The sequence below is a fragment of the Streptomyces sp. NPDC006339 genome (assembly GCF_040612775.1).
Lineage (GTDB): Bacteria > Actinomycetota > Actinomycetes > Streptomycetales > Streptomycetaceae > Streptomyces.
The window spans coordinates 78,647-97,532 of the sequence record NZ_JBEXQW010000021.1 but is presented as its reverse complement, the minus strand read 5'-3'; the positions used below and the strand labels follow the sequence as shown (position 1 = coordinate 97,532).

Below are 18,886 nucleotides of genomic sequence, written 5' to 3'. Positions count from 1 at the left end.
GGCCTGCGCATCGGCAGGCCCCCTGGCTCTCGTACGACACGCCTACGGCCAGAGCAGCTCGCGGACCCAGTCGGTGCCCTGCGGCGACCGCCGGTAGCGGAGCCGTACGTGGCGGCGGTCCTGATCGCCCTGGAAGAACTCCACCTCCGCGGGCTCCACCACGTACAGCGTCCAGCTCGGCGCGTGCGCCTCCGGGTCCTTCCGGGCCCGTTCCCACGCCGCCGCGCTCGCCCGGTCCAGCTCGTCGAGCGAGCCGAGCAGCTCGCTCTGCCGGCTGACCAGCGCCGAGGCGAGGGCGCCGGTCGTCCGGGCGTGCAGATCCGCGTACGCCTCCTCCGGCGTCGCGGTGACCACCCGCCCCCGCACCCGGACCTGGCGGCCCTGCGCCGCCCAGTAGAAGTGGAGCGCCGCCTCGGGCCGGGCGGCGAGCTGGCGGCCCTTGGCGCTGCCCGCGTGCGAGGCGAAGTGCCAGCCGCGGGCGTCCACGTCGTGCAGGATCACCGTCCGCACGTCCGGCCGCCCGTCCGCGTCCGCCGTCGCCACCGCCATCGTGCTCGGCTCCACCACGCCGGCCGCCACCGCCTCGGCGAACCACGCGTGGAAGAGCGCGACCGGCTCCTCCGGCACGTCCGCCGGATCGAAACCGGGCAGCTCGGTGTCCCAGACCCGCACGGACCGCAGGGCCTCCTGAAAACGCCGTTCGTCGTCCATGGCGTCCATCATGAGGCCCTGCGGCGGGGTGGCGCGGTATCGGCGCCGGGTCGGGCGGTCAGCCGGTGTAGTAGCCGAAGACGTCGGCGATCACGTCGACCGTGCCGGAGTGGTTGTAGAGGGTCACTTGACCGTCCTTCACGGGCACGACGATCAGGTTGGCGACCGTCTGGCCGGCGGTGAAGTTGACGCTCGACACGGCCGGGCGCGGAGCCCCGTACGGGTAGACGGAGACGTAACCGGACGCCGTGGGGTTGGTGACCGTCACGTTCACGACGACGGCCGTGGCGTTGCCCGGGACGATGCTCTGGCCGCCGACCCACAGGGTCCGGGTCTGCCCGGCACCGATCTTCTCGGGCGGTGTGGGGAGGTAGAAGCGGGTGTCGAGCGCCCGGAACGGCTGCATGGCGGTGAACGTCCCGGCCGCTCCCTCGGTGAAGTAGCCGGCCACGTCCGCGATCAGGTCGACCGTGCCCGCGTTGTTGTAGAACGTCACCTTGCCGTCCACGACCGGCACGACGACATGGTTGGCCACCGTCCGTCCGGCCGTGACGTTCAGGTTCGACACCGCGGCGCGCGGCGCGCCGTACGGCTGGACCGACACGTAGCTCGCCTTGGTGGCGTTGGTCGCGGTCACGTTGAGGACGACGGCCTTGGCCGAGGCGTCCGGCACGGTGAGGGTGACCGTGCCGCGCTCGCCCACCTTCGCCTTCGGCGCGCCCAGACCGGAGCGGGTGTCCAGCAGGCGGCTGGGCGTGACCGGCTTGTACGCGGAGCCGCCGGTGCCCTCCTGGTAGTAGCCGGCGACGTCGGCGAGCAGGTCGGTGGAACCGCCGCTGTTGTAGAAGTGGATCTTCCCGTCGACGACCGGGACGACGACCGAGTTGGGGACGGTCCGCCCGGCGGTGAAGTTGAGATTCGACGCCGAGGTCCGGTTCGTGCCGGAGGGATACACCGAGATGAAGCCCGCCGTGGTCGGGTTGACCGCGGTGACGTTGAGGACCACCGCCGTGACACCGGTCGCGGGGACGCCTCCGGAGCCGGTGACCTTCAGGGTGACCGTCTTGCCGGCGCCGACCCTGGCCTTCGGCACGCCGAGGCCGGTGCGGGTGTCCATCAGCCGCGTGGGCGTCAGGGGGCGGAACGTGCCCGGCAGCGTCGTGAGCCGGTTGTCCCAGGCGTCGAGCGTGCCGGTGAGGCGCTGCCCCGTACCGGCGCCGTCCTTGGGCTGAGCGTTCAGGACGTACGTGTACCTGCCGCCCTCGACTCCGCGGCCCAGCTCGTCCCGTCCGTCCCACGCGAAGCCGACGCCCGCGGCCGTGCCGGTGGCGCCCCGGTAGATGCGCACGGTGCGGCCGGCCGTGTTCTTGATCTCCGCGGTCCAGGCGCCGACGGCGCGCGACATCCGCGCGCGGACCGCCAGGGGGCCGCCGTACCGGTCGCCGTCGTCGGTCCGGGTGAACGGCTGCGCGGCGACCGGGACGCGCTTGACGTGGATGTTCCGGTCGGCGTCGACGTACGCGACGTTCGCGCCGAACTTGTCCACGGTCCAGGTCGTCCCGCGGCCCGAGCCGGACGCCGAGGCCGGCAGGTCCGCGAGGTCCCTGGTCGTCCCGGTGAGCGCGTCGGTGAACTTCAGCTTGTCCCCCTCGTGGCGGACGACGAAGCCGTCGCCGAGCAGCGCCTCACCGGTCGGGACCGGGACGCTCTTCTTCAGCGTCTGGTCGTAGACGCCGGCCTTGGTCGCCCCGCAGGCCCAGTACAGCCAGCGGCCCACGGCACGCAGGTCGGTGGGGCGGCACCCGGAGCCGAGGTCCACGGAGGGCGAGGTCGCCTTGGTCTTCAGGTCGTACGCGTGCACCAGGTCGGAGGCCGAGGCGGTCCCGGCGGGCTTCCATGCCTTGGTGCCCCACACGGCGGCGGGGGTGTTCTGCAGGGTGAGCAGGACGTCGGGGTTGTCGGCGCTGTAGTTCTCGAGGTCGCCGACGTAGGTGGTGCTGCCGGCCTTGGCCACGACGTAGCGTCCCGCCGCGTCCACGACGGTCTCGGCGCCGGGCAGTCCGAAGCCCTTGTACGAGTTCGTCTCGATGGGCGCGCCGAGAGTGGTGCCCCAGAGGGCCACCGAGTCCCCGTCGCCGAGCGAGGCGAGGCCGGTGACCGGGTTGACCACGAAGGAGAACCGCCGCTTCGGCGCGGTTGCCGTGGGAGTGCCGGAGGTCAGGTCGGTGTCGACGTCGTGGAGGTCCTGCCACTCGCCCCGCCGGGTGATCTGGCTCAACCGTCCACCGCCCAGGGCGAGGTACTCGATCGCGCGCGGAACGACGGGAATCTCGTGCAGACGGGCGACGGCGGGAGTGCCGTCGGCGCCGGCCGTGATCCGGTGCACGGCCCAGTCGGTGGCGCTGGTGCCGCCGGGGACGAGGACGCCGCCGTCGGGCGCGATGGCGAAGCTGCCCTGCTTGGCGTGCTTCAGGAGCTCGGTGGGCGTGCCGCCGCCGAGGGCGATGGCCCGGAGCGCGTGGCCGGCCAGGCGGCCGTTCTCCGGGTAGAGCAGGCTCCGCTGGTAGACGACGGTGTCGCCGGTGACCGCGAAGGAGACGCCCGGGCCCTCATTGCCCACGCGTGCCGGGAGGACGGTCTGCACCGGCTGGGCCGTCGGGTTGTCGCGGGGTACGGAGCTCAGCGGGCCACCGTTGCCGGGGTAGGACACGACGTGCCGGTCCCCGAGGACGAACCAGCCGGTGAGGCCCATGCCGGCCGGCAGTTGCTTCAGGGTGCCGGTCGCGTAGTCGAGCAGGAAGGTGCCGCCGCCCGTGCCGTCGGCCAGCGGCCGGATCCGGAGGATGGCGCCGCGCAGGTCCTGCTTCAGGACGGCGACCTGACCGCCCTTGGGGACGTCGGTGATCGGCCGGGCGGTGGTCGTACCGTCCTCGGCCGCGCCGTAGAGGGTGAGCGAGGTCAGCCCGGTCGCGTCCTGGGTGTAGGCGAGGGCGGTGTCGGCGTTGTAGGTCCGGGACCACACCTGGCCGCCGGGGATCGTGACGGACGTCTTCGCGTCCGAGCCCAGCCGGTGGACGGTGACCGTGCGCGGCTGGTCGAGGGGCTCGGTGCCGATGGTGGCGTAGAGGCCCGAGTGGCCGTCGGCCTGGGCGGCGGTGATCGGGGTGTGCGCGCCGGTCGCGTAGTCCGTCCAGACCGTCCCGGAGCCTTCGAGCTCGTGGGCGTAACCGGTCGAGCCGGCGTGCTTCATGGTGTCGTACCGCGGCATCTCGCGACCCAGGTTCGGGATCACGACCTCGTCGGAGGCCGTCGGTGCGTCGGCGGCGACGGCCGGGGTGGTGGTGAGTGCGGTGGCGAGGCCGGCCGTGATGCCGACGGCGGTCGCGACCGCGATCGCTCCGCGCGTGTGCGCGCGGACGCGTGCGGGTCCGTACAAGGAATTCCCCTCCGAAAGACCGATCAGGCGGAGGTCGGGTGGCCGTCGTTCGCGCGTGCCCCGCGCGTCCCCCTCGGCGCTTCCCGTACCGCACCGCCTGTCTGAGGGCCTGATCGTAACAGCGGCCCCTCCGCAGGGACAGGCGGTTTCGAACTCGTTCAAGCGGCGCTCGTCCGGCGCGTTCCGGACGCCTCGTACTCCTTCAACCGCACCGCGTTGGCCGCCTTCTGGATGTCGTCGCGGATCTTCTTCGCGATCAGGTTCTTCCAGGGGGTCTTCGGCAGCGTCCGCACCATGAACATGCGCAGGGCGATCTTCCACCTCGTGTCGAGGGTCATCTCCTTCACGAAGCCCTCGGCCATCCGCTGGTTCTGCTCGACTCCCGGCCGCATCACGCCCTCGTACTCCTCGAACGCCACGCGGTGGTCGCCCTCGGCCGCCGCGAGTTCGCCGGCCAGGACGTACGCGCCGGTGAGGGCGAGGCCGGTGCCCTGGCCGGAGGCGGGGGAGGTGCAGTGGGCGGCGTCGCCGAGGAGGACGACGCGGCCGCGCGACCAGCGGTCCATCTCGATCAGGCCGATGGAGTCGAGGTAGAAGTCGCCGGCGTCGGCGGCGTGGCCGAGCAGCCGGGGGATCTCCCAGCCGTCGCCCGCGAACGCGTCGGCGAGCAGACGCTTCTGGGCCGCGAAGTCCCGGTGGTGGTAGGGGAGTTCCCCAGGTGAGCGGAAGACGAAGAGGTTCTTCGCGTCGGTCTCGCCGGCCGAGCTGTAGACGCACACCAGCTTGCCGGGCAGGGCGTGGTACGTCTCCCAGCGCTCCAGGCCCAGGAGGTCGGGGGCGGTGAAGATCGAGATGTACGCGCCCAGGTGGCGCGTGAACCGCCGCTCCTCGCCGAAGACGAGGCGCCGGGTGCGGGAGTGCATCCCGTCCGCGCCGACCACCAGGTCGAAGCGGCGCCGGGTGCCGCTCTCGAAGGTGACGTCGACGCCGTCGCCGTCGTCGTGCAGGGCGGCGACGGAGTCGTCGAAGAGGTACTCGACGTCGTCGCGCGTCCGCTCGTACAGGATGCGGGCGAGTTCGCCGCGCATGATCTCGTCGTCCCCGTCGACCCGGCCGCCGAAGATGTCGGCGGGCAGTTCGCCGATGGTGCGGCCGTCGGCGTCGACGTACGAACCGCCGCGCATGTCCGTGGAGTGGGCGCGGACCGCGTCGAGGATCCCCATCCGGCGGCAGACCTCGATCGCGGTGCCGCGGAGGTCGACCTTGTAGCCGCCGGTGCGCAGGGCGGGGGCGCGCTCGACGACGGTGGGGGTGAAGCCGTGGCGGCGGAGCTGGAGGGCCAGGGCGGGGCCGGCGACGGAGGCGCCGGAGATGAGGACCGTCCGGTTCACGGGCGTGTGCGGCGGGCGCGTCATGGCGGGACTCCTCGTCGTGGGTGGGCGCGGCGGCTCTCCGGCCCCGCACAGGCGACTATACGGACGTCCTAGACGACTGTCTATGACGCTTGTATAGCTGTTTTGCGGGCACCCCGCCCGTCCCCGCCTCAGCCCCGGCCCAGCACCACCGTCCCCGAGGAGCAGAACCAGCCCCCCGTCCCCGACGCCACCGCCAGCTCCGGCAGCGCGCCGTCCGGGCGCCGGACCTGAAGGCCCGGGGCCTCGCCGCGCAGTTGCCGCACCGCCTCGACCAGCAGGAACAGACCGCGCATCCCGGGGTGGCAGGCCGAGAGGCCGCCGCCGTCCGTGTTCACCGGCAGGCGGTCCTTCTCCGCGAAGAACGCGCCGCCCTCGCCCTTGGCGCAGAAGCCCAGATCCTCCAGGGTCACCAGCGTCATGTACGTGAACGCGTCGTAGACCTCGGCGAGTTCGACGTCCTCGGGGCGCACCCCCGCCCGCTCGAAGGCGAGCCGGCCGCTGACCGCCGCCGGGGAGACCGTGAAGTCCTCCCACTCCGACATCGAGGTGTGCGAGACGTACTCGCCCGTGCCCAGCACCCATACCGGCGCCTTGGCGGTGTCGGGCACGTACTCCTCGGCCGCGAGCAGCACCGCGCACCCCCCGTCGCTGCGGACGCAGCAGTGCAGCTTGGTGAACGGGTCCGCGATCATCGGGCCGCCGAGCACGTCGTCGACCGTGATCGGGTCCCGGAACATCGCCTCCGGATTCAGCGCCGCGTGGGCCCGCGCCTGGACCGCCACCTCGGCGAGCTGCTCCAGGGTCGTGCCGTACGCGTGCATATGGCGGCGGGCCGCCATCGCGTACTTGGCGATCAGGCTGTGCCCGTACGGCACCTCGAACTGCAGCGGGCCGCGCGCGCCGAAGGAGAGGTTGCCGGTGCGCCGCCCGGCCCGGATGTCGGCGCGCGCGGTGGAGCCGTAGACGAGCAGGACGGCGTTCGCACGGCCGGCGGCGATCGCGTCGGCGGCGTGCGCGGCCATGACCTCCCAGGTGGCGCCGCCGACGGCGGTGGAGTCCACCCAGCGGGGGCGCAGCCCCAGATACTCGGCGACCTCGACCGGGGCGAGGGTGCCGAGGCTCGCCGAGGCGAGGCCGTCGACGACGGAGCGGTCGAGTCCGCTGTCCGCGAGGGCGCGCCGGGCGGCCTGGGCGTGCAGGGTGTAGGGGGTGGCCTCGTCGACCCGGCCGCAGTCGGAGAGGGAGACACCGACGACCGCGACGCGACGCCGGCGCGAGGGCGAGGGCGAGGGCGAGGGTGGGGGTGGGGGTGAGGGCGATCGGCGGTCCCGTGGGGTGGTGGACATGAATCTGACGGTACATCAGATCAGCGGGATCGGAAGGCTCCGTCGGGCTGTGCATCCGCCCCGCGCGGGCCTAGCATGACGCCCCGTCAGATACGGAGGGGAGACCCATGCGTACCGCCGCCGTCACCGAAGAACAGCAGGAGATCCGCCGCACCCTGCGCGAACTCCTCGCCCGGCGCGCCGGACCGGCCGCGATCCGCGCCGCCGTCACCACCCCCGAGGGCTACGACACAGCGCTCTGGGCCGCCCTGGCCGGCACCCTCGGGCTGCCCGGGCTCGCCCTGCCCGAGGAGTACGGGGGAGTCGGCTGCGGCCCCGCCGAACTCGCCCTCGCCTGCGAGGAGGCCGGCCGCGTCCTGCTGCCCTCCCCGCTGCTCGCCACCGGCGTCCTCGCCGCCCCCCTGATCGCCGCCCTCGGCACCGCCCGGCAGCGCGCCGGACTCCTGCCCCGGATCGCCGACGGCACCCTGACCTGCGCCCTCGCCCTCCCCGGCGGCTCCCTCCCGCTCGCCCTCGGCCTCACCGGCGACAACGCCGCCGAACCCTGGGCCGGAGGCGGCCGCTCCGGCGGCGTCCAGGCCACCCGGCCGCCCGGCGGCGCGCACTGGTCGCTCTACGGGCAGGCCGACCACGTCCTCGACGGCCACAGCGCCGGACTCCTCCTGGTCGCCGCGCACACCGGCGGCTTCCCGCGCAGCCGCACCCTGCTCTTCCTGGTACGGGCGGACGCCCGCGGCCTCGTACGGCACCGCGCGACCACCCTCGACAGCACCCGCTCCCAGGCCACCGTCCAACTCCGGGACACGGAAGGGGAACTGCTCGGCGAGGACCCGGTCGATTCCGTCGATGCCGCCGATGCCGCCGATGCCGCCGATGCCGCAGCGGCCGCAAACGCCGTCGACGGCACCGAGGCCGGCGCCCCCGTCGTCCCCCGCGACGCCCTCGCCGCTCTCGCCGCCACCGGGCGGGACGCGGCCGTGATGCTCGCCGCCGAGGCGGTCGGAGCCGCCCGCGGCGCCCTCGACCGCACCGTCGAACACGTCCTCACCCGCGAGCAGTTCGGCCGGCCCATCGGGTCCTTCCAGGCGGTCAAACACCGCCTCGCCGACCTGCTCGTCCAGATCGAGTCCGCCCGCTCCCTCACCCTCTGCGCCGCCGGTGATCAGGACGGCGTCTCCGCCTCCCTCGCCCTCGCCCAGGCACTGGAGGCCCAGCGCGCCGCCGCCGCCGAGACCGTCCAGCTCCACGGCGGCCTCGGCATCACCTGGGAACACGACGCCCACCTCTACTTCAAGCGGGCCGCCGCCGACGAGCTCCTCTTCGGCCCCGCCCCGCGCCTGCGCGCCCACGCGGCCGCGCGGGCCGGACTCTTCGACGGCCCGGTCCCCGGGGAGGTGGCCTAGATGCCGCGAACGCCGAGGGAGCCGAGGGCGCCGAGGGAGCCGAGGGAGCCGGAGACAGCGGGAAAGGCCCGCGAGGCGCCCAAGGCGCCGATCGCGCTGCGCCTGGTGCGGAAGGTCTCCGCCACCCGCGCCTTCGCCAGGGTCGCCCCGCACGTCGTCCCCGCCCTGGACCGGGCCGTCCACCGGCTCACCCGGGGCAGGGTGCTGCCGAGCGCCCGCATGCTGCCGGGTCTGGTCCTGACCGCCCGGGGCGCCAGGACCGGGCAGCCGCGCGTCACGCCGCTCGCCTGCGTGCCGGAGCCCGGCGGGACCTGGCTGCTCGTCGGCTCCAATTTCGGCCGTCCGGGGCACCCGGCCTGGACCGCCAACCTGCTCGCCCACCCGGAGGCCGAGGTGAGCTGGCGCGGCGAGAGCTTCCCCGTACGGGCCCGGCCGCTCGCCGGGGAGGAGCGGGCCGAGGCGTGGCGGACGGCGCTGGCGTTCTGGCCGCCGTACGCCACGTACCAGGCCCGGGTCGAGCGGGAGATCCGGCTCTTCCGGCTGAGCAGGCTGCCGTAGCGGGGGCGGGCGGAACACGAAAACGCCGGCGGCGGTCTCCCGTACGGGATACGGGACCGCCGCCGGCGCGACAGGACGGGTGAAGGAGCCAGGGGCTCGCGGGGACTACTTCGTCGGCTTCTTCCCCGTGATTCCCAGATGCACCAACAGGGCCAGGTTGGGCTTGAGTTCGGCCTGCTTCACGCCCCAGGTCTGGAAGCCCTTCTGGTGGCCGGCGACCGCGGCCAGCATCGCCACCAGCGAGCCCGCCATGGCCGCCGGGCTGACGTCCTTGTCGACCTTGCCCTTCGACTGGAGCTCCTTCACCGCGTCCGTGAGGGAGTTGGTGACCGAGTTCAGGATCTTCATACGGATCTTGTAGAAGCGCTTGTCGCCCTCCGCGGCCCCGAGGTCCACCACCCTCAGGATCGCGTCGTGCTTGCGCCAGAAGTCCAGGAATCCCTCGACCAGTTCCTCGGAGGTCTGCCAGCCGGCCTTGCCGACCCAGGCGCGTCCGGAGACCAGATCGGTCAATCCCGCGCCCTCCTTGGCCATTTCCTCCGCGATCTCGAGGACGGCGCCCTCGACGTCAGGGAAGTACTGGTAGAACGTCGCGGGTGAAGTACCCGCCTTCCGGGCCACGTCGATGACCTTGACGTCCCGGTAAGGCGAGGAGCTGAGCATCTCGCCGAGGCAGTCGAGCAGCTTCTGCCGCGTCGCCTGGCCGCGTCGTCCGGCCACGCGGCCGTCGACGGTGCGTACTTGTCCTGTCATGCCGTCAGCTTACCGAGGGGTGATCGGCGCGCGATTCGGCCGACTGCAAATGGGGTGCACCCCCCTGACAGCGCCCCTGACAGCGCCCCTGCCGAGCCCTTGGCCGGCTCTCGGTGAGCCCCTGCGAGCCCCGATGGGCTTATTAACAGCCTGTGGACAACTTCGGTGGACAACCCAGGCGGGACAAGGGCTCCCGCCCCCCTAAAGGCGTATATGTTCGAATTCGGGGGGTGCGGAACGGTGCGCCGGACCCCATTCTGGAGCCATGGCCGTACGCACACAGGGCACCCCGTGCTGGGTGGACGCGCAGCTTCCCGACCTCGAGGCGGGCAAGCGCTTCTACGGCGAGCTCCTCGGCTGGCGCTTCGACCCCGACCGCGACGAGGCGCTGCTCCGGGGCCGCCGCGTCGCCGGGCTGCTGCCCAAGCGCGACGGCCGGATGCCGACCACCTGGACCGTCTACCTCGCCACCGACGACGCCGGGACCACCGCCGCCCGCGTCAGGGCGGCCGGCGGCCGGATGGTGATGGACCCCTATCCCGTCGGCCCCTTCGGCGTCCTGGCCCTCGCCTCCGACCCCGGCGGCGCCGTCTTCGGCCTGCGCCAGTCCGGCGACGACGACGGCTTCGAGCTCACGAACGAGCCCGGCGCCTTCTGCTGGATGGAGGTCTACACCCGGGAGCCCGAGGCGGTCGACACCTTCTACGCCTCCGTCTTCGGCTGGCTCGGCCGCCAGGCCGACCCCGCCGAGGAGGGCCGCGACAGCGGCTTCGACTACCGCGTCTGGTCCCCGCCCGGCTCCCGCCCCGGCGACGACACCGCCTTCGGCGGCCGGGCCGTCATCTCCGACGACTTCCCCGCCGAGATGCCGGGCCACGTCCTCGTCTACTTCGCCGTCCGCGACTGCGACGAGACCTGCGCCACCGCCGTACGCCTCGGCGGCCGCGTCGCCATCGACCCCTTCGACACCCCCCACGGCCGCATCGCCGTCCTCCACGACAACCAGGGCGCCCGCTTCGCGGTCCTGGCCGAGCCGGCGGACGAGCGGACCCCCGAGCGGTCCTCCGAGCGGTCCCCCGAGGCGGCCGCCGAGCCGGGGGAGTCCACCCGCGAGCGCTGAATCGATCCTTCCGGCCCTTCCGATATGACCTGTGACACCCCGATCCGCCCCCGGGTTCGCAACCACCGCCCCGGACAGGAACAATCAGGGGCCACGGGGCCGTACCCTCATGGCCCTACGGGGAGGTGGCAGGCAAGTGGAGCAGCTGACGCAGCACGACCCGAGAAGGATCGGGCCCTTCGAGGTGCTGGGCCGGCTCGGTGCGGGCGGAATGGGGCTCGTCTATCTCGCGCGCTCGGCGTCCGGGCGGCGCGTGGCGATCAAGACCGTGCGGACGGAGCTCGCCGAGGACCAGTTGTTCCGCGTCCGCTTCACCCGTGAGGTGGAGGCCGCCCGGGCGGTCTCGGGCTTCTACACCGCGGCCGTCGTCGACGCCGACCCGCGCGCCGCCGTGCCGTGGCTCGCCACCGCCTACGTCCCCGCGCCCTCCCTCGAAGAGATAGTGAACGAGTGCGGGCCGCTCCCGGCCCAGGCGGTGCGCTGGCTCGCGGCCGGCGTCGCCGAGGCCCTGCAGTCCATCCACGGCGCCGGCCTCGTCCACCGCGACCTCAAGCCCTCCAACGTCCTCGTCGTCGAGGACGGCCCCCGGGTGATCGACTTCGGCATCGCGTCCGGCGTGTCCAACACGCGCCTGACCATGACCAATGTCGCCGTCGGCACCCCGGCCTACATGTCCCCCGAGCAGGCCCGCGACTCGCGCAGCGTCACGGGCGCCAGCGACGTGTTCTCGCTCGGCTCGATGCTGGTCTTCGCCGCCACCGGGCACGCCCCGTACCACGGTGCCAACCCCGTCGAGACCGTCTTCATGCTGCTCCGGGAGCGTCCCGACCTCGAAGGGCTGCCCGACGAACTGCGGCCGCTCATCGAGTCCTGCATGCAGATGGACGTCGCCAAGCGCCCCACCCCGGCCGACCTCCAGGCGCAGCTCGCCCCGCACCTCTTCGGCTCCGGCGAGGACGACAGCGGTACGGCCGCGGCCTGGCTGCCGCAGCGCGCCACGGCCATGATCGAGGCCCGGCGCGGCGGGCGGCCCACTCCGCCGGCCCCGGCCGCCCCGCCGATGCCGCCGCGCCCGCCGCGCGAGCCCGCGGACTGGGGCGGTGACCCGCGCGGCGGCGGCCGGCACGCCGGTCCCGCCGCCGGTCCTTCCCCGGCGGCCCCGGCTGCCCCCGCTTCCCCCGTCTCCTCTCCCTCCTCCGCCTCGCCGTCCTCCGTCGCCGAGTCCGTGCCGGACGCCGCCGGTCCCGTACGGCTGGCCGGCGCCGCCGTGCCGATCGGCCCCGGCCCCCGGGTCGCCGACACCCGCGCCGCCGTCGCCCTGGCCCCGGGCGCCGCGGCCGGCACCGCCACCGGCTGGATCCGCCCGCCCGGCGGCGGCCCGCACGGCGCCGAGCCGGGCCCGCCGCCCGGCTCCCGCCCGCTGCCCGGCCCGGCCCGCGCCCCCGAGGCACAGCAGCCGCCGTCCCCGCCGGACGCGCCCGCGCCCGGCCACTGGCGGCCCTGGCGCTTCCGGATGTCCAACGACGTGTGGGGCACCCCGGTCGTCGACGGCGACCTGCTCTACGTCACCTCTTTCGAGGTACACGCCCTGGACACGGCGAGCGGCCGGCGCCAGTTCAAGACCCGGGACGTGGCCTGGTCGATGGCGGTGGCCGGCGGCCGTATCCACGCCTCCGACGGGCCCACCCTCTACGCGCTCGACGCCCTCGACGGCAGCGAGCGCTGGCGGCTGCACACGGACGCCTGGGTGTACTCCCTTCAGGTGGAACGCGGCACCGTCGTCACCGGCACCCGCGGCGGCGGCGTGCAGGCGTGGGAGGCGTCCAACGGGGCCAAGCTGTGGGAGATCACCGGCGCCCAGTGCGACTTCGAGACGCCCGAGGGCGGCCCCGCCGTGCACGGCGACACCGTGTACGTGTGGCGGGACGCCCGGCTCCAGGCGCTGGACGCCCGCACGGGCGTGGAGCGCTGGTCGTACCCCATCGGCGACGCCGGCTCCTGCGCCCATGTGCCGGTGCGGGTCGCCGCGGCCGAGGACGGCTGTGTGTACGTGGCGGCCGGCACCCGCGTGCTGTCCGTCGACATCGCGAGCGGACACGTCCGCTGGCACTTCGAGGCGCCGGCCGTCTTCCTCTCGCCGCCCGCCTTCGCGCCGGGGCCGGCGGTGACCGGCGGCGGGGTCTACCTCGCCGACCACCTGGGCACGGTGTACGCGATCGACGCGACCACCGGCAAGGACCGCTGGCGGATCGCGACCGAGCCCCGCCAGTCGGTGGAGCCGGTGCTCGTCGCCGCGGGCAACATCCACGTCGGCAGCGGCAGCGCGCTCTACACCCTGGACGCGGTCACCGGCACCCCGAAGTGGCGGTTCGCGGCGGGCGGCGAACTGATCGGCTCCCCGGTCGTCGCCGACGGCCGCGTGCACTTCGGCTCGGCCGACCACGTCCTCTACACCCTCGACGCGAGCGGCGGCCAGCTCCGCTGGAAGCTCGCGACGGGCGGCGAGATCACCGGTTCGCCGGTGGCGAGGAACGGTGTCGTGTACGCGTGCAGCAAGGACCGCTGCGTGTACGCGCTGGACGCGGTGAAGGGCACGGCGACGAACCGGGGCGCGTAGCAGGCGCCCCTGCGGCCGCCCGGCTCAGGCCCGAGGCCCGGTCCCGGTCAGCCCCAGCCTCGTCCAGGTCCCCCTCAGGCCCGGTGCTCCGGGGGCGGCGGCTTCTCGTCGCGGCCCGGGTCCCAGGGGACGTCCGAGGACGGCGGCGGCGCGGTCGGGGGCGGCGCGCCCTCGCGCCCCTCGTATCCGGCCCGCCCCTCGTATCCGGCCCGCCCCTCGTGCCCGGCCCGCCCCTCGTCGTACCCGGTCGCCCGCCCCTCGTCGTATCCGGCCGTCCGCCCCTCGTCGTTCCCGGCCCGTCCGTCGTACCCGGCCCGTCCCTCGTGCCCGCCGTACTCCCGGTCGGTGGGACCGTCCACGCGGGTCTCGTGGCGGCGGCCGCGGCCGGACATCAGGAGCGCGGCGACGAGCAGCAGTACCCCGCCGCCCAGGGCGGTCGCGACGCCGTCGCCGAGGCCCCGCCCGTCGGACCCGACGGAGAGACCGTCCTCGACCTGCCCGACCCGGACCATCCACAGGATGGTGAAGCCGAGCACGACGACGCCCGCGACGGCGACGAGGACGCGGGAGCGCAGCACGATCCCGACCAGGGTGAGCAGCGCGGCGAAGGCGAACGGCAGGAGGATCGAACCGATGATCTCCGCCTTGGCGTCGGTGACACCGGTGAAGAGTTCGTCGATCGCGTAGTCGCGCCCGTGACGGCCGTCGTACCAGGCACGGAAGGGGCTCCAGACGGCGGCCGTCGCTCCGGCGAGCGCCAGGACCGCACCGACGACGTTGCGGATCATCGTTCGGCCTCCTTGGCTCCGGCTCTCGTCTCGACGCTACGCCGGGTCAGGGGCCCCCGCCACGCGGCGGCGGCCCGGCGCTAGGGTGACGCGCACACGGCGAAACGAGAGGAAGGGGCGGGGTTCTCATGGTCCGCACCAGGCTCAAGCTGGCGGCGACGCTCACGGTGGTGGTCCTCGCCCTGACCGGCTTCCAGACGAGCGTGAACGGCAAGGGCGGCAGCGGCAAGTCGGGCAAGAGCAGGAGCAGCGGCGATGGCGGCGGCTGCTCCAGCTCCGAGAAGAAGAACGACGACTACGACTACGAGGGGGGCACCTCCGGCGACTCGGGCAACGGCTCCTCGTACACGCCCTCGCCGACGTCGTCCCCCACCTCGGACGTCGAGGTCCTCGTCGTCGACTGCGTCGAGCCCGCGCAGAAGAAGCGCAAGGGCAAGCCGGCCCGCAAGGCGGACACCACCGCCACGCTGAAGATCACCTCGCGGAGCGCGTACCCGAAGACGTACAAGGTGGTCCTGGAGTTCAAGGGGACGGGCGGCTCGGCGGTGGACCGGGCCGAGACCGTGGTCTCGGTCGACGGCAACGCGTCGAAGTCCTTCGACGTCCGGATGCGGAAGCCGAAGGCCGTCGGCCAGGTGAAGGACTGCTACGTCTACGACGTCCGCGAGCTCGAGCCGACCACCCCCGCCCCGTCGACCCCCTCCGCCCCGGGTGCCACCGCTAGCGCGTCCTGAACCCCTTCCTCCTTCCTCTCCCGGCGAAGAGCTCCGCCTGCCGCTCCGGCGGCAGGTTCCCGAGCGCCACCAGGTGCGGGGCGTGGGCGAGCGCCTGGGCGCGGGCGGCCTCCTTGACCGACCACAGGGCCCGTACGGTGCCCTGCACGGCCTCCGTCGGGCAGGCGGCGATCTCGGCCGCCGCCCCGCGGGCCGCGGCCAGCGCCCCGCCGCGCGGGGTCAGCTCGCTGACCAGCCCCGTCTCGTACGCGCGCCGGGCCGAGATCCGCTCGGCGGTCCCCATCAGCGCCATCCGGGCGACCTCGCCGAACGGCATCCGCTGGGCCATGTGGACGGTCTCGAAGGCGCTGACCATGCCGTAGGCGGTGTGCGGGTCGAAGAACGCGGCGCCCTCACCCGCGATCAGGAACTCGGCCTCCCCGAGGAGGTAGAAGGCGCCGCCGCAGGCCATGCCCTCGACGGCCGCGATCACCGGTTTCCACAGGTCGTTGGCCTTGGGACCGATGGTGAGGAGCGGGTCGTCGATCGTGTACGGGGAGGAGGGCTGCGGCACCCGTCCGGCGTCCTCCCGGTCGATCCCGGTGCAGAAGGCGCGCCCGCCGGCCCCGGTGACGACGATCGCCCGGACCTCGTCCTCGTGGCGGAACCCCCGCCACACCTCGCCCAGCGCCCGGGCCATCTCCAGGGTGATCGCGTTGTGCCGCTCGGCCCGGTCGAGGGTGACGACGGCGACCCCGGTCTCCTCGTCCCGCTCGACCGCGACCGTCATCCGCGCTCCAGGAGCCAGCGGGGCACGGTGACGCCGTCGATCTCGGCGAAGGCGACCCGCACGGCGGCGCCGATGCGCAGCCGGGCCGGGTCGACGGAGTTCAGGGGGGCGCCGGGGGCGCTGACGACGTTGCCGGCGAGGCGGATGCGGGGGGCGTCGGCGAGTTCGACGAGGACCGCGTTGTAGGGGGCCTGGGCGGCGTAGTCGGGCAGCAGCGGGGGGTGCGGGACGACGAAGGACCAGATGCGGCCGCGGCCGGACATCGGGCGCCACTCGCTGTCGAAGGACCGGCAGTGGGGGCAGCAGGGGCGGGGCGGGAAGCGCGGCTCCCCGCAGGCCGCGCACGCCTGGACGCGCAGCTCGCCCCGGGCGGCGTACTCCCAGAAGGGCGAGCCGTCCTCGTCGACGACGGGGGTCAGCATGGCGGATCAACTCCTCAGCAGGACGGCCGACGTGGGGACGCTCTCGCCGGCGGTGACGAGGCAGGTGGCGGCGCCGGGCACCTGGGCGGTGGAGGTGCCGCGGAGCTGTTTGACGCCTTCGGTGATGAGGTTGAAGCCGTGGACGTACGCCTCGCTCAGCCCGCCGCCGCCGGTGTTGAGGGGCAGCCGCCCGCCGATCTCCAGGGCGCCGCCCTCGGTGAACGCGCCGCCCTCGCCCCGGCCGCAGAAGCCGTAGCCCTCCAGGGAGAGCGGGACGAGGGGGGTGAAGGCGTCGTAGATCTGGGCGACGTCGACGTCGGCGGGGCCGAAGTCGGCCTGCTTCCACAGGTGGCGGGCGGCGGTCCAGGCGGGTCCGGACAGCGGGTCGTCGTTCCAGTAGTTGACCATGCCGTGGTGCTGGGCGGGCAGGCCCTGGGCGGCGGCGTGGACGTAGACGGGGCGGTGGCGGCAGTCGCGGGCCCGTTCGGCGGAGACGATCACGCAGGCCAGTGCCCCGTCGGTCTCCAGGCAGTTGTCGAAGAGGCAGAGGGGTTCGCTGATCCAGCGGGAGGTCATGTACATCTCGCGGGTCAGCGGGCGGTCGTACATGATCGCGGCCGGGTTCTGGTTGGCCCGGTTGCGGCAGGCGAGGGCGACGTTGAAGAGGTGGTCGCGGGTGGCGCCGTACTCGTGCATGTAGCGGCGGGCGAGCATGCCGATCTCGTCGGCGGGCCGGAGCAGCCCGAAGGGGCGGGTCCACTGGCCGGGGGTGGGGAGCTGGACGGCCGTGTTCTTCCAGGGGCGGGGGCCCGAGCCGCGCTTGCGGGAGCGCCAGGCGACGCCGACGCCTGCCTGTCCGGTGGCGACGGCGGCGGCGAGGTGTCCGACGGTGGCGCAGGAACCGCCGCCGCCGTAGCCGACCTTGGAGAAGAAGGTGACGTCGCCGGCGCCGATGGCCTTGGCGACCTCGACCTCGTCGGTCTCCTCCATCGTGTACGAGGCGAAGGCGTCGACCTCGGAGGGCGCGATGCCGGCGTCGTCGAGGGCGGCGAGGATCGCCCGGCAGGCGAGGGTCTTCTCGCTCTCCGGGAGGTGCTTGGCGAAGGGTGTCTGGCCTATCCCGACGATGGCCGTGGCGTCCTTGAGCACGGCGACCTCCCCGATCGCTGACTTCGGCCGGCTGCTGACAGCGCGTCAGGCTACCGCTAATCTGACGGATAGTCAGCTAACTGGTGTGCGCGGACTGCGGGAGGGGTGGGCGCTGTGGAGTGGGGCTCGATACCGGAGTTGGTGCGCTGGGCGGCGGCGCGGTACGGGGAGCGCGAGGCGGTCGTGGAGGGCCGCGCCCGCGTCTCGTACGCGGAGCTGGGCGCCCGCGTCGAACGGGCGGCGGCCGCGTGCCTCGCCGACGGCGTACGCGCGGGGGACCGGGTGGCGATCTGGGCGCCCAACACCCTCGACTGGATCGTCTCCGCGCTCGGCGCGGTCACGGCGGGCGCGGTCCTCGTCCCGCTGAACACCCGCTTCAAGGGCACGGAGGCGGCGGACGTCCTGGCCCGCTCCCGGGCCCGGCTGCTCTTCGTCACCGGCACCTTCCTGGGCACCTCGTACGTGGCGTCGCTGCGCCGCGCGGGCGTGGAACTGCCGGACCTGCGCCGGGTGGTGGTGTTCAGCGACACGGTGCCGGACGACCCGGCCTACACGACCTGGAAATCGTTCCTCTCGGAGGGGAACGGCATCGAGGCGGAGGAGGTGCGGGCCCGGGCCGCCACCGTGGCACCGTCGGACCCCTCGGACATCATCTACACCTCGGGCACCACGGGCCGCCCCAAGGGCGCGGTCATCACCCATGAACAGACCCTGCGCTGCTACGCGGTGTGGAGCGAGCTCGCCGGCCTGCGCGAGGACGACCGCTATCTGATCGTGAACCCCTTCTTCCACACCTTCGGCTACAAGGCCGGCGTCATCGCCTGCCTGCAACGCGGCGCGGTGATGGTCCCGCAGCCCGTCTTCAACGTGGACACCGTGCTCGCCCACATCACCTCCGAACGCATCTCCGTCCTGCCCGGCCCGCCCACCCTGCACCAGGCGCTCCTCGACCACCCGTCCCGCGCCGCGTACGACCTGTCCAGCCTCCGGCTCGTCGTCACCGGGGCGGCGGTCGTGCCGCTCCGTCTGGTCGAGCGGCTGCGGTCGGAACTCGGCGTGGGCACGGTCCTCACGGCGTACGGCCTCTCCGAGGCGAGCGGCATCGTCACCATGTGCCGCCGGGGCGACCCGGCCGAGGTGATCGCGACGACGTCCGGCCGCGCGATCCCCGGCACCGAGGTCCGCCTCTCCGCCTCGGGCGAGATCCTGGTGCGGGGCTTCCACGTGATGCGCGGCTACTTCGAGGACGAGGCGGCGACGGCGGAGGCGATCGACGGAGACGGCTGGCTGCACACCGGCGACGTGGGCGTCCTGGACGAGGCGGGCAACCTGCGGATCACCGACCGGATCAAGGACATGTTCATCGTCGGCGGCTTCAACGCCTACCCCGCGGAGATCGAACAGCTCCTCGGCCTCCACCCCGACATCGCCGACGTCGCCGTCATCGGCGTCCCGGACCCCCGGCTCGGCGAGGTCGGCAAGGCATTCGCGGTCCGCCGCCCCGGCTCGGGCCTCACGGCCGACGACCTGATCGCCTGGTCGCGCCGCGAGATGGCCAACTACAAGGTCCCGAGGGAGGTCGAGTTCGTGACGGAGCTGCCGAGGAACGCGAGCGGGAAGGTGGTGAAGGGGGCGCTGCGGGGCCGCTAGCGGGGGAGGGGGCGT

General features: G+C 73.7%; 15 protein-coding genes. 6 read left to right on the top strand and 9 right to left on the bottom strand.

From position 1 onward, the window contains the following. Positions 1-42 precede the first annotated feature (42 nt). From ABZ135_RS18835 to ABZ135_RS18820, 4 genes are all read right to left on the bottom strand, one after another. Positions 43-711, bottom strand: a complete 669-nt coding sequence (locus ABZ135_RS18835; protein ID WP_356697074.1) for a pyridoxal 5'-phosphate synthase — start codon at positions 709-711, stop codon at positions 43-45. Between the two features lie 58 nt (positions 712-769). Continuing rightward, on the bottom strand, positions 770-4,147 hold the full coding sequence (locus tag ABZ135_RS18830) for a FlgD immunoglobulin-like domain containing protein (protein WP_356697072.1): 3,378 nt from the start codon (positions 4,145-4,147) through the stop codon (positions 770-772). 158 nt (positions 4,148-4,305) lie between these two features. After that, complete coding sequence (locus tag ABZ135_RS18825) at positions 4,306-5,562, bottom strand: FAD-dependent monooxygenase (protein ID WP_356697070.1); 1,257 nt, start codon at positions 5,560-5,562, stop codon at positions 4,306-4,308. 128 nt (positions 5,563-5,690) lie between these two features. Further along, the gene (locus ABZ135_RS18820) at positions 5,691-6,908 is read right to left on the bottom strand and encodes an acetyl-CoA acetyltransferase (protein ID WP_356697068.1); all 1,218 of its coding nucleotides are present in this window, start codon (positions 6,906-6,908) and stop codon (positions 5,691-5,693) included. A gap of 107 nt (positions 6,909-7,015) precedes the next feature. Here ABZ135_RS18820 and ABZ135_RS18815 point away from each other — a divergent pair, with 107 nt between their 5' ends. Continuing rightward, positions 7,016-8,311, top strand: a complete 1,296-nt coding sequence (locus tag ABZ135_RS18815) for an acyl-CoA dehydrogenase family protein (RefSeq protein WP_356697066.1) — start codon at positions 7,016-7,018, stop codon at positions 8,309-8,311. Beyond that, complete coding sequence (locus ABZ135_RS18810) at positions 8,312-8,869, top strand: nitroreductase family deazaflavin-dependent oxidoreductase (protein WP_356697065.1); 558 nt, start codon at positions 8,312-8,314, stop codon at positions 8,867-8,869. A 105-nt stretch (positions 8,870-8,974) separates the two neighbouring features. On the opposite strand, the gene ABZ135_RS18805 is transcribed toward ABZ135_RS18810, so the two are convergent. Beyond that, complete coding sequence (locus ABZ135_RS18805; RefSeq protein ID WP_356697063.1) at positions 8,975-9,622, bottom strand: TetR family transcriptional regulator; 648 nt, start codon at positions 9,620-9,622, stop codon at positions 8,975-8,977. 265 nt (positions 9,623-9,887) lie between these two features. On the opposite strand from ABZ135_RS18805, the gene ABZ135_RS18800 reads away from it, so the two are divergent. Both ABZ135_RS18800 and ABZ135_RS18795 read left to right on the top strand, forming a co-directional pair. Continuing rightward, a complete protein-coding gene (locus tag ABZ135_RS18800) occupies positions 9,888-10,742 on the top strand; it encodes a VOC family protein (RefSeq protein WP_356697061.1) in 855 nt (284 codons plus the stop codon). Positions 10,743-10,878: 136 nt separating this feature from the next. Beyond that, positions 10,879-13,359, top strand: coding sequence for a PQQ-binding-like beta-propeller repeat protein (locus ABZ135_RS18795; RefSeq protein WP_356697059.1), 2,481 nt, complete (start codon positions 10,879-10,881; stop codon positions 13,357-13,359). 74 nt (positions 13,360-13,433) lie between these two features. Here the strand turns inward: ABZ135_RS18795 and ABZ135_RS18790 are convergent, their stop codons facing one another. Continuing rightward, on the bottom strand, positions 13,434-14,147 hold the full coding sequence (locus tag ABZ135_RS18790; protein ID WP_356697057.1) for a hypothetical protein: 714 nt from the start codon (positions 14,145-14,147) through the stop codon (positions 13,434-13,436). A gap of 128 nt (positions 14,148-14,275) precedes the next feature. On the opposite strand from ABZ135_RS18790, the gene ABZ135_RS18785 reads away from it, so the two are divergent. After that, positions 14,276-14,881, top strand: a complete 606-nt coding sequence (locus tag ABZ135_RS18785; RefSeq protein ID WP_356697055.1) for a hypothetical protein — start codon at positions 14,276-14,278, stop codon at positions 14,879-14,881. Here the strand turns inward: ABZ135_RS18785 and ABZ135_RS18780 are convergent. From ABZ135_RS18780 to ABZ135_RS18770, 3 genes are read right to left on the bottom strand one after another with little or no spacing between them, the layout of a single operon-like run. Further along, positions 14,868-15,650 (bottom strand): enoyl-CoA hydratase/isomerase family protein, encoded by a 783-nt coding sequence (locus ABZ135_RS18780; RefSeq protein WP_356697053.1) that lies wholly within the window; start codon positions 15,648-15,650, stop codon positions 14,868-14,870. The two genes, ABZ135_RS18785 and ABZ135_RS18780, sit on opposite strands and share 14 nt — an antisense overlap. Then, the gene (locus ABZ135_RS18775) at positions 15,647-16,072 is read right to left on the bottom strand and encodes an OB-fold domain-containing protein (RefSeq protein ID WP_356697052.1); all 426 of its coding nucleotides are present in this window, start codon (positions 16,070-16,072) and stop codon (positions 15,647-15,649) included. Before ABZ135_RS18775 ends, ABZ135_RS18780 begins: the two co-directional genes overlap by 4 nt. 6 nt (positions 16,073-16,078) lie before the next feature. Continuing rightward, the gene (locus tag ABZ135_RS18770) at positions 16,079-17,221 is read right to left on the bottom strand and encodes a lipid-transfer protein (RefSeq protein ID WP_356697050.1); all 1,143 of its coding nucleotides are present in this window, start codon (positions 17,219-17,221) and stop codon (positions 16,079-16,081) included. Between the two features lie 105 nt (positions 17,222-17,326). Here ABZ135_RS18770 and ABZ135_RS18765 point away from each other — a divergent pair, with 105 nt between their 5' ends. Beyond that, positions 17,327-18,871: a FadD3 family acyl-CoA ligase gene (locus tag ABZ135_RS18765; RefSeq protein WP_356697048.1), complete on the top strand. Its 1,545-nt coding sequence runs from the start codon at positions 17,327-17,329 to the stop codon at positions 18,869-18,871. Positions 18,872-18,886: the final 15 nt, after the last annotated feature.

Excerpts from the sequence above, each read along its gene's own strand:
- ABZ135_RS18835 (WP_356697074.1), bottom strand. The coding sequence starts at position 711 with ATGGACGACGAACGGCGTTTTCAGGAGGCCCTGCGGTCCGTGCGGGTC.
- ABZ135_RS18825 (WP_356697070.1), bottom strand. The coding sequence starts at position 5,562 with ATGACGCGCCCGCCGCACACGCCCGTGAACCGGACGGTCCTCATCTCC.
- ABZ135_RS18820 (WP_356697068.1), bottom strand. The coding sequence starts at position 6,908 with ATGTCCACCACCCCACGGGACCGCCGATCGCCCTCACCCCCACCCCCA.
- ABZ135_RS18815 (WP_356697066.1), top strand. The coding sequence starts at position 7,016 with ATGCGTACCGCCGCCGTCACCGAAGAACAGCAGGAGATCCGCCGCACC.
- ABZ135_RS18810 (WP_356697065.1), top strand. The coding sequence starts at position 8,312 with ATGCCGCGAACGCCGAGGGAGCCGAGGGCGCCGAGGGAGCCGAGGGAG.
- ABZ135_RS18805 (WP_356697063.1), bottom strand. The coding sequence starts at position 9,622 with ATGACAGGACAAGTACGCACCGTCGACGGCCGCGTGGCCGGACGACGC.
- ABZ135_RS18800 (WP_356697061.1), top strand. The coding sequence starts at position 9,888 with ATGGCCGTACGCACACAGGGCACCCCGTGCTGGGTGGACGCGCAGCTT.
- ABZ135_RS18790 (WP_356697057.1), bottom strand. The coding sequence starts at position 14,147 with ATGATCCGCAACGTCGTCGGTGCGGTCCTGGCGCTCGCCGGAGCGACG.
- ABZ135_RS18785 (WP_356697055.1), top strand. The coding sequence starts at position 14,276 with ATGGTCCGCACCAGGCTCAAGCTGGCGGCGACGCTCACGGTGGTGGTC.
- ABZ135_RS18780 (WP_356697053.1), bottom strand. The coding sequence starts at position 15,650 with ATGACGGTCGCGGTCGAGCGGGACGAGGAGACCGGGGTCGCCGTCGTC.
- ABZ135_RS18775 (WP_356697052.1), bottom strand. The coding sequence starts at position 16,072 with ATGCTGACCCCCGTCGTCGACGAGGACGGCTCGCCCTTCTGGGAGTAC.